At 62.3% G+C, this 9,152-nt stretch carries 8 protein-coding genes and 1 pseudogene; 3 read left to right on the top strand and 6 right to left on the bottom strand.

Translation table 11 applies throughout. The features are described from left to right. Positions 1–151: 151 nt before the first annotated feature. Positions 152–355 (top strand): annotated as a pseudogene (locus BK662_RS30980) (gamma-glutamylcyclotransferase family protein); the annotation flags it as partial. Positions 356–473: 118 nt separating this feature from the next. Here BK662_RS30980 and BK662_RS30975 read toward each other — a convergent pair. Both BK662_RS30975 and BK662_RS30970 read right to left on the bottom strand, forming a co-directional pair. Next, complete coding sequence (locus tag BK662_RS30975; protein ID WP_123360713.1) at positions 474–743, bottom strand: hypothetical protein; 270 nt, start codon at positions 741–743, stop codon at positions 474–476. Beyond that, positions 733–1,524, bottom strand: a complete 792-nt coding sequence (locus BK662_RS30970; RefSeq protein WP_123360712.1) for an MlaA family lipoprotein — start codon at positions 1,522–1,524, stop codon at positions 733–735. Before BK662_RS30970 ends, BK662_RS30975 begins: the two co-directional genes overlap by 11 nt. Positions 1,525–1,690: 166 nt before the next feature. On the opposite strand from BK662_RS30970, the gene BK662_RS30965 reads away from it, so the two are divergent. Together BK662_RS30965 and BK662_RS30960 are read left to right on the top strand one after the other, a co-directional pair. Next, positions 1,691–2,401, top strand: coding sequence for a response regulator (locus tag BK662_RS30965; protein ID WP_123360711.1), 711 nt, complete (start codon positions 1,691–1,693; stop codon positions 2,399–2,401). Next, positions 2,398–3,750 carry a sensor histidine kinase gene (locus BK662_RS30960; RefSeq protein WP_123360710.1) on the top strand — a complete coding sequence of 451 codons (1,353 nt, stop codon included), beginning with the start codon at positions 2,398–2,400 and terminating at the stop codon, positions 3,748–3,750. The genes BK662_RS30965 and BK662_RS30960 overlap by 4 nt, the downstream gene beginning before the upstream one ends. A 177-nt stretch (positions 3,751–3,927) precedes the next feature. On the opposite strand, the gene BK662_RS30955 is transcribed toward BK662_RS30960, so the two are convergent. The 4 genes from BK662_RS30955 to BK662_RS30940 are packed head-to-tail and all read right to left on the bottom strand — an operon-like array spanning position 3,928 to position 9,063. Further along, positions 3,928–4,149, bottom strand: coding sequence for a formate dehydrogenase subunit delta (locus BK662_RS30955; protein ID WP_123360709.1), 222 nt, complete (start codon positions 4,147–4,149; stop codon positions 3,928–3,930). Further along, a complete protein-coding gene (fdhF, locus tag BK662_RS30950; RefSeq protein ID WP_123360708.1) occupies positions 4,146–7,034 on the bottom strand; it encodes a formate dehydrogenase subunit alpha in 2,889 nt (962 codons plus the stop codon). Before fdhF ends, BK662_RS30955 begins: the two co-directional genes overlap by 4 nt. Continuing rightward, on the bottom strand, positions 7,031–8,590 hold the full coding sequence (locus BK662_RS30945; RefSeq protein ID WP_185047201.1) for a formate dehydrogenase beta subunit: 1,560 nt from the start codon (positions 8,588–8,590) through the stop codon (positions 7,031–7,033). Before BK662_RS30945 ends, fdhF begins: the two co-directional genes overlap by 4 nt. Then, on the bottom strand, positions 8,587–9,063 hold the full coding sequence (locus tag BK662_RS30940; RefSeq protein ID WP_052964752.1) for a formate dehydrogenase subunit gamma: 477 nt from the start codon (positions 9,061–9,063) through the stop codon (positions 8,587–8,589). Before BK662_RS30940 ends, BK662_RS30945 begins: the two co-directional genes overlap by 4 nt. Positions 9,064–9,152: the final 89 nt, after the last annotated feature.

Here is a 9,152-nt window from a genome sequence, read left to right as displayed (position 1 = left end):
GTTTTGTTTTGTCCGCAGGAAAGTTCGTACAGCATCATCGGACCGCTCCCGGCGGTCACGTCTCGCTCAGGCGTCATGTCGATGAGCATTTTCTTCATCGACATGGGCGCAGTTCGGCAAGGGCACGACGGTGATGCAGGGACAAGTCTCACCACGGGTGTTGGCCATGAGTGGGAAAACCCATCATCCCATCGTGCAGGAGAGTGGCGACCTGTCGGACGAGATCGCCGGCACCGTTTTCGAGATATCGGCGCAAGAGCTTGCCGCGGCCGACGAATACGAGGTGGCGGATTACAAGCGCGTCAGTGTGACCCTCAAGTCCGGCATCACCGCCTGGGTCTATGCACGAGCGTGAGTGCTGGTAAGGGTCGCAGCATCTGTGGGAGGGGAAAAAGATTTGTCTCTGTTTCGCTTTAGGCTTCGAGCGGGATGATGACCGGAAGACTTCAATCCTCCGTATCATCACCCTGAAATCAAGGCTGCGACTGGCTACCCGCTCTCATGACCCCCATCTCACCATTGGCCACGAGCCAGCGAAACAGCTCGGTCACCGACACCGTGTGGCTGCGCTCTATCCAGCGCACCAGCGCCGGGCCGTAATGTTCGGTGTAGCGGCTGAGCACTAGTTGGCGACAGTCCGGTGACAGGCGCAGGGTGATTTCCCGACAGTGCAGATGCAGATTGGCCGTGTCGTCCCGGATCACCCGTTGCTGCAGAGTCAGGCTATTGCTTTCAGAAACCATCGGCCGGTGCTCCTGTGCATTGAGGGGTAGTGTTCTCTGGCGAGCCTTGTTTGCCATCGGCCACGTAAGCAGCACGATGCTCGGCCACCACATTACGCAACGCGCTGTAATAGTCCGGCAGTTTTTGCAGGCTGTCGGTCAGCGGTAAGGCTTCTGCCCGATCATCGATGATGCCACCGACAGTGCTGATAGTGGACAGCGTCTCGACGGTATCGCTATTGCTGCCGAATGGATCGACCACAAAGCCGAGCACGCGTCCGGCGGCGTCGCGACTGTTGGAGGTCCCGAGCAATGGCAGCTCGACGATCGGACCGTTGCCGATGCCCCACACGCCGAAGGTCTGGCCGAAGTCCGAGTCGTGGCGCGGGATACCGGCCATGCCGGAGACGTCGATCAAGCCCACTACCCCGACCGTGGTGTTGAGCGCGAAACGTCCCAGGGTATTGACCGAGCGCATCGGGTTGCCTTGCAACAGGTCATTGATAAAGACCTTCGGTTCGCCAAAGTTCGCTACAAAGTTATGCATACCGGTCTGGAAAAAGTCTGGCGTGTAGCGGTAGCCGCGCGCGACCGGCGCCAAGGCGTAATCATCAACCACCCGGTTAAACGCGAAGACGCCGCGATTGAACGGTTCCGCCGGGTCGTACACCGAATAGGCGATGTCGGCGCAGGCCACGTTGGTGGTGGACGGCGGCTGGCTACTGCAACCCGTAAGTCCTGCGGCCAACACGGCAATTGAGGTGTTGCGGGTCAACCAGGGAGCACACTTGAAAGGCAACATGGACACAAGTCTCAGGAGGAATTCGCCGTGATGCTGAGCTCCTAGCCTTGCGCCAAGATGTCTGGTTTATTGCGGCGCTGATGTTTTATTGCAGAGTTGAAATATATGACGCGCGGCCGTGAATGGTTTTAGATGGCGGTTCCATTCGCCCCTTAAGTGACCTTCGGTGAACAGCCTTTTAATTGTGGACGACGACCTTGAAGTCCTTGATCTACTGAAAAAATTCTTCGTGCAGCACGGCTACAGCGTCGAGGTCGCCACAGACGGTGCGTCGCTGTGGTCGGCCATAGAGCGCCAGGCGCCGGACCTGATCATTCTGGACGTGATGTTGCCCGGCGACAGCGGGCTGGTCCTGTGTCAGCAACTGCGGATTCGACACGCAATACCGGTAATCATGCTGACGGCCATGGGCGAGCTCAGTGATCGGGTAGTCGGTCTGGAGCTGGGCGCCGATGATTATCTGACCAAACCCTTCGACGCCCGTGAACTGCTGGCCCGAGTGCGCGCCGTGCTGCGCCGAGTGGACGAACGCCGTCCGGTGTTGCAGGAACGGCCACGGCCGCTGATCGACTTCGCCGACTGGCACTTGGACGTCACTCGCCGTGAGTTGCGCTCGCCGGACAACGTGATGATCCCGCTGTCGGCCGGTGAGTTTGACCTGCTGCTGGTCTTTGTCGAACACCCCCAACGCATTCTCACTCGTGAACAATTGCTGGACCTGGCGCGCGGGCATTGCCATGAGGCGTTCGATCGCAGCATCGACGTTCAGGTCAGCCGTCTGCGGCGCAAACTCGAGTCCGACACCAAGCGCCCGGCGATGATTCGCACCGTGCGCAACGGCGGTTACCTGTTTACGCCCAGCGTGACGCGGCGATGAGCTGGCTGAAGCGGACTCGCGCCCGAGACTGGGCGCAAGATACGGTGGCGCGCTGGATCGCGTTGACGATCATCCTGGCCATGCTCATTTCACTGGCGCTCAATGGGTTGTTTATCCAATTGGCCGGGGTTTGGGCGCGCCCGCCACTGACCGAAATCGGCTTGCTGGAAAAAGCCGCCGCCATCGCCCGCATCATCGAGGCCGCCCCGGCGCCACTGCGCAACCCATTGGCGCAAGCTGCCAACGAGAACGGCTTCACTGTCACTTGGCACCCTGACCGGCACGATCTCAACCTGCCGACAGTGGATGATCCGAAGTCTGACATCGGCTCGACCATCCTGCAGCCGATGCTCAGAGCCCCTGACCGGCGCATCGAAGCCTATGAACCGGCCGACTGGACGGAGCACATGGAAGACGCGCATTACGCGCTGCTGATCGAGCTATCGGATTCATCATGGCTGATGTTCTCCGCGCCCTCGCGCAGTTGGGGGCTCGACGAAGCACCACGCTACCTGATCGTGATCCTGCTAGTGCTGATCTCCACCGCACTGGTCGCACTGATCGCCACCCGACGCCTCGCCACTCCTTTGCAGCGCTTCGCCGAAGGCGCCCGCCGCTTCGGCGTGGACTTTCGCGCACCGCCGATCGAACCGCTCGGCCCCCACGAAATCCGCCAGGCCATTCTCGCGTTCAACGCCATGCAGGCCCAGTTGCAACACTTCATCCGCGATCGCACGCAAATGCTCGCCGCCATTTCCCACGACCTGCGCGCTCCTCTGACGCGGATGCGCTTGCGTGGCGAATTCATCGAAGACAGCGAGCAACAGCAGCGGCTTTTTCGTGATGTGGATGAAATGCAGGCAATGATCAACTCGGCGCTGGAGTTCTTTCGTGATGATGCGCGGCTTGAACCGGCGACCCAGTTTGATCTGGCGGAACTGCTGCAAACATTGCTTGATGATTACCGCGATCAGGGAGTCGACATTACGTTCAGCGGGCCGCTGCGGTGGGTGTATTTCGGGCGTCCGTTGGGGCTTAAACGGGTGATGACCAACTTGCTCGACAACGCTATCAAGTACGGCAGTGAGCCGGGGATTGAACTGGTCCCGAGCGCTGGCCAGGTGCGGATCAAAGTACTGGATCGTGGACCGGGCATTCCAGATGCCTGCCTTGAGCAAGTGTTTGTGCCGTTCTTCCGGATGGAAGGCTCGCGGAACAAAAGCACTGGGGGGGTTGGTTTAGGGTTATCGGCGGCGCGGGCGATTGTGCTGGAGCACGGAGGCGAGCTGACATTGCGTAATCGGTCGACGGGCGGGTTGGAAGCGTTGGTGGTGTTGCCGGTGCATTAGGTCCCGAAGGACTCGCCTCGAAATGATCAAAAACCTGTGGCGAGGGAGCTTGCTCCCGCTGGGTCGCGAAGCGGCCCCAAAGAAAGGACTACTGCGCAGTCCAGCGGGAGCAAGCTCCCTCGCCACAGTTTTCAGCCAACAGGCCAAGGGGAAATCCTCCCCAAGGATTGTGTAAACCTAAGCCTCCCAGCCCGCCCCACTGACCGCCGCCTGCGCCAGTGGGTGCAGGTCTGCCCCTTGATGCTCCGTCTGCCAGGCCAGCAATTCCTTGCGCATGCCGGGTGTCCAATACATCTGCAGGTGATTGCGCACACCGAGCACGGCCGTTTGCTGGTCCGGCTCGCTGGCGAAGTACTGGGCGATCTGGTTGACCATTTTGATCAGATTGTCAGTGCTCATCGGCGTACCTCGGCTTTTGCTCCAGCAGTGCGTGCCTGGCGGCGTTCGTCGAGCAGACGTTGTTGTTCGTCGCTGAATTCCTGATAGCGTTTTTGCCACTCGGAAGGGTGGTAGACGCGGCTGACTTCAACGGCGGTAACCTTGTACTCCGGACAGTTGGTGGCCCAGTCGGAGTTGTCGGTGGTGATGACGTTGGCCCCCGATTCAGGGAAGTGGAAGGTGGTGTACACCACGCCTGGGGCTACCCGTTCGGTGATCCGCGCGCGCAGTACGGTCTGTCCGGCGCGGCTGCCAATGCCGACCCAATCATCTTCGTTGATGCCACGGCTCTCGGCGTCGGTCGGGTGGATTTCCAGGCGGTCTTCGTGGTGCCAGGCGACGTTGTCGGTACGCCGGGTCTGGGCGCCGACGTTGTACTGGCTGAGGATGCGCCCGGTGGTCAGCAGCAACGGATAACGGTTGTTGACCTTTTCCTCGGTGGGCACGTAGCCGGTGAGCATGAATCGCCCCTTGCCGCGCACGAATTCCTCGATGTGCATGGTTGGCGTGCCGTCCGGTGCCGCCGCGTTGCATGGCCATTGCAGGCTGCCGTGGCGATCCAGTTCGGCGTAGCTGACGTTGGTGAAGGTCGGCGTCAGGCTGGCGATTTCATCCATGATTTCTGACGGATGTTTGTAGTTCATCGGGTAGCCCAGCGCGTTGGCCAGGGCCACGGTGCCTTCCCAGTCAGCCTTGCCGCCCAGAGGGTCCATGACCTTGCGCACCCGGGAGATGCGTCGTTCGGCGTTGGTGAACGTGCCGTCTTTTTCCAGGAACGAGCAGCCCGGCAGGAACACGTGGGCGAACTTGGCGGTTTCGTTGAGGAAAATGTCCTGCACCACGATGCATTCCATGGCGGACAGGGCTGCGGTGACGTGCTGGGTATTCGGGTCGCTCTGGGCGATGTCTTCGCCCTGGCAATACAGGCCCTTGAAGCTGCCGCTGAGGGCGGCCTCGAACATGTTGGGAATGCGCAGGCCCGGATCGGGTTGCAGGGTGACATTCCAGGCCTGTTCGAACTGCGCCCGTACCACCTCGTTGGAGATGTGGCGGTAGCCAGGCAACTCGTGAGGGAAGGAGCCCATGTCGCACGAGCCCTGAACGTTGTTCTGCCCACGCAGCGGGTTCACGCCCACGCCTTCGCGGCCGATGTTGCCGGTGGCCATGGCCAGGTTGGCGATGCCCATGACGGCGGTGCTGCCCTGGCTGTGTTCAGTGACACCCAGGCCGTAGTAGATCGCCGCATTGCCGCCGGTGGCATACAGACGGGCGGCGGCGCGGATGTCGGCAGGGTCTACGCCGCAGATGGCGCCAAGGACTTCCGGCGAGTTTTCCGCGCGGCTGACGAATTCTCGCCAGTGGGCGAAATCAACGTCCTCGCAACGAGCGTCGATAAAGGCCTGGTTGAGCAGTCCTTCGGTGACGATAACGTGAGCCAGTGCGTTGAGCATGGCGACGTTGGTGCCCGGGCGCAGGGCCAGGTGCAGTTCGGCGCGGGCATGCACCGAGTCCACCAGATCAATGCGTCGTGGGTCGATGACGATCAGCCGCGCGCCTTCACGCAGGCGGCGTTTGAGCTGGGAGGCGAACACCGGGTGGGCGTCGCTGGGGTTGGCGCCCATTACCAGGATCACATCGGCCTGCATCACCGAGTCGAAACTCTGAGTGCCGGCGGATTCGCCAAGAGTTTGTTTCAAGCCATAGCCGGTCGGCGAGTGGCAGACCCGCGCACAGGTGTCGACGTTGTTGTTGCCGAACGCGGCGCGCACCAGTTTTTGCACCAGGTAGGTTTCTTCGTTGGTGCAGCGGCTGGAGGTGATGCCACCAATGGAGTCGCGGCCGTACTTTTGCTGCAGCCGGCGGAATTCGCTGGCTGCGTAGGTCACCGCTTCATCCCAGCTGACTTCCTGCCAGGGATCGTTGATGTTTTTGCGGATCATCGGTTTGGTGATGCGATCCGGGTGGGTGGCGTAGCCCCAGGCAAAGCGCCCTTTGACGCAGGAGTGGCCGTGGTTGGCCTGGCCGTTCTTGTCCGGAACCATGCGCACCAGCTTGTCGCCTTTCATCTCGGCGCGGAACGAGCAGCCCACGCCGCAATAGGCACAGGTGGTGATCACGCTGCGTTCGGGCTGACCCAGTTCGACCACGCTTTTTTCCATCAGGGTCGCGGTGGGGCAGGCTTGCACACAGGCGCCGCAGGACACGCATTCGGAGTCGAGGAAGTTATCGCCACCGGCGGCCGCGACTCGGGATTCGAAACCGCGCCCGGTAATGGTCAGGGCAAAGGTGCCCTGGGTTTCTTCGCAGGCGCGCACGCAGCGGTTGCAGACGATGCACTTGCTCGGGTCGTAATCGAAGTAGGGGTTGGAAGTGTCCTTCACGTCGGCCAGATGATTTTCACCTTCATAGCCGTAACGCACTTCCCGCAGGCCAACCTGACCGGCGACAGTTTGCAGCTCGCAATTGCCGTTGGCCGAGCAGGTCAGACAGTCCAGCGGGTGATCGGAGATGTACAACTCCATGACATTGCGGCGCAGGGTGGCGAGCTTCGGCGTCTGGGTGTGCACGCTCATGCCTTCGCTGACCGGCGTGGTGCAGGACGCGGGGTAGCCGCGCATGCCATCGATCTCCACCAGGCACATGCGGCAGGAGCCGAAGGCTTCCAGGCTGTCGGTGGCACACAGTTTGGGAATGGTGGTGCCCAGCAGCGCGGCGGCGCGCATCACCGAGGTCCCTTCGGGCACGCTGATGCTGCGGCCGTCGATGTTCACGGTGACCTGCACCTGGCTGTCGCGGGCCGGGGTGCCCAAGTCGATATCTGTATTCGGGTCGAAGAGAGTGATCATTGGTCGGCCTCCGAGGACTGCAGACCGAAGTCGGCGGGGAAGTACTTGAGGGCGCTGACCACCGGATAGGAGGTCATGCCGCCCAACGCGCACAGCGAACCGTATTGCAGGGTGTCGCACAGGTCCTTGAGGATGATCACCTGCTCATCACGACTGTTCTGGTCAGGCGCGGCCAGCAGGCGGTCGATCACCTCCACGCCCCGGGTCGAGCCGATGCGGCATGGGGTGCATTTGCCACAGGATTCCTCGGCGCAGAACTGCATCGCGAAGCGCGCCATGTGGGCCATGTCCAAGGTGTCGTCAGCCACTACCACACCGCCGTGACCGAGCATGGCGCCGATGGCAGCGAAGGCTTCGTAATCCAGCGGCGTGTCGAATTTCGACGGTGGCACCCAAGCGCCGAGCGGGCCACCGACCTGAGCGGCCTTCAGCGGTCGGCCACTGGCGGTCCCGCCGCCGTAGTCTTCCACCAGTTCCCGCAGGGTCAGACCAAAGGCCCGTTCCACCAGGCCGCCGTGACGAATATTGCCCGCCAGCTGGAAGGGCATGGTGCCCAGGGAGCGGCCCATGCCGTAATCGCGGTAGAACTGCGCACCCTTGGCCAGAATCAGCGGCACCGAGGCCAGGGTCAGCACGTTGTGTACCAGGGTCGGCAGGCCGAACAGACCCTGCAAGGCGGGGATCGGTGGCTTGGCGCGAACAATCCCGCGCTTGCCTTCGAGCGAGTCCAGCAGCGCAGTTTCTTCACCGCAGATGTACGCGCCGGCACCAACTCGCACTTCCATATCGAAGGCCTGGCCGCTGCCGCCGACATCGGCGCCGAGGTAACCGGCGGACCGGGCAATATCCAGTGCCGCACGCAGTGTCGCCACGGCAGCCGGGTATTCCGAGCGCACATAGATGTAGCCGTAAGTCGCTCCAACGCACAGACCGGCAATCGCCATGCCTTCGATCAGCAGGAACGGGTCGCCTTCCATCAGCATGCGGTCAGCAAAGGTGCCGGAGTCGCCTTCGTCGGCGTTGCACACAATGTATTTCTGCGCAGCCTGGGTGGCGCGCACCGTGCGCCATTTGATCCCGGCCGGGAAGGCCGCGCCGCCACGGCCACGCAACCCCGAATCGAACACAGCAGTCGCGGTCTGCTCGCCGCCCAAGGCGATGGCCTGGGTCAAGCCCTCGAAGCCGCCGTGAGCCCGGTAATCCTCCAGGGACAGCGGCTGGGTAATGCCAGCGCGGGCAAACAGCAGGCGTTGTTGAGTCTTCAGATACGGCAACTCTTCCACCAGCCCCAGGGCCAGCGGATGGGCGGACGGCTCGCCTTGCAGCGCATCGAGCACCGACGGCACATCGGCAGCCGTCAGCGGGCCGAAGCCGATACGACCTTGCGGGCTGTCCACTTCCAGCAGCGGTTCCAGCCAGTACAGGCCGCGAGAACTGGTGCGTTGCAGGTCCAGCTGCAGATTGCGTTGGGCCTGAGTGGCAAGGGCCACGGCCACCTCATCGGCGCCCACGGCGCGGGCCAGAGAATCACAGGGCAGATAGAGGCGCGGCATCATGCATCCTCCCGGCAAGCATCGAGCAGGGCATCCAGACGCTCGGGGCTGAGCCGCGCATGCAGCTGACCATCCAGCTCCAGGGCTGGCGAGCAGGCGCAGGCGCCGAGGCAATACACCGGGCGCAGACTGATGTTGCCGTCGGCGCTGCTGCCGTGGTCGTCCAGTTGCAGACGTTCGCGCAACTGCGCGGCGAGCTGCTCGGCGCCGCGGCTCTGGCAGGACTCGGCCCGGCACAGACGCAGAATATGCCGGGCCGGAGGCGCGGTGCGGAAGTCATGGTAGAAGCTGATCACCCCGCGAACCTCGGCCTGACTCAGGTTGAGGGCGTGGGCAATCTCGGGGATGGCGGCATCGGGGATGTAACCGATGCCCTCCTGAATCTCATGAAGGATGGGCAACAGTGCGCCGGGGGAGCGTTTGTGGCGCTCCAGCAGGCTGTTGACCATAGGCAGGTGCAACATCTCATCAGGCATACAGCATTCCTCACGATCACGGACAAACCAGGCGGTTGTCAGTTGTCCGAAAGTGTCGGCTGCGGCAGTCACACCACGTCACGGCATCG

It is taken from the genome of Pseudomonas frederiksbergensis (genome assembly GCF_003732275.1).
GTDB lineage: Bacteria > Pseudomonadota > Gammaproteobacteria > Pseudomonadales > Pseudomonadaceae > Aquipseudomonas > Aquipseudomonas frederiksbergensis_H.
The sequence above is the reverse complement of the archived record's forward strand: the minus strand, read 5'-3'. Positions and strand labels throughout refer to the sequence as shown.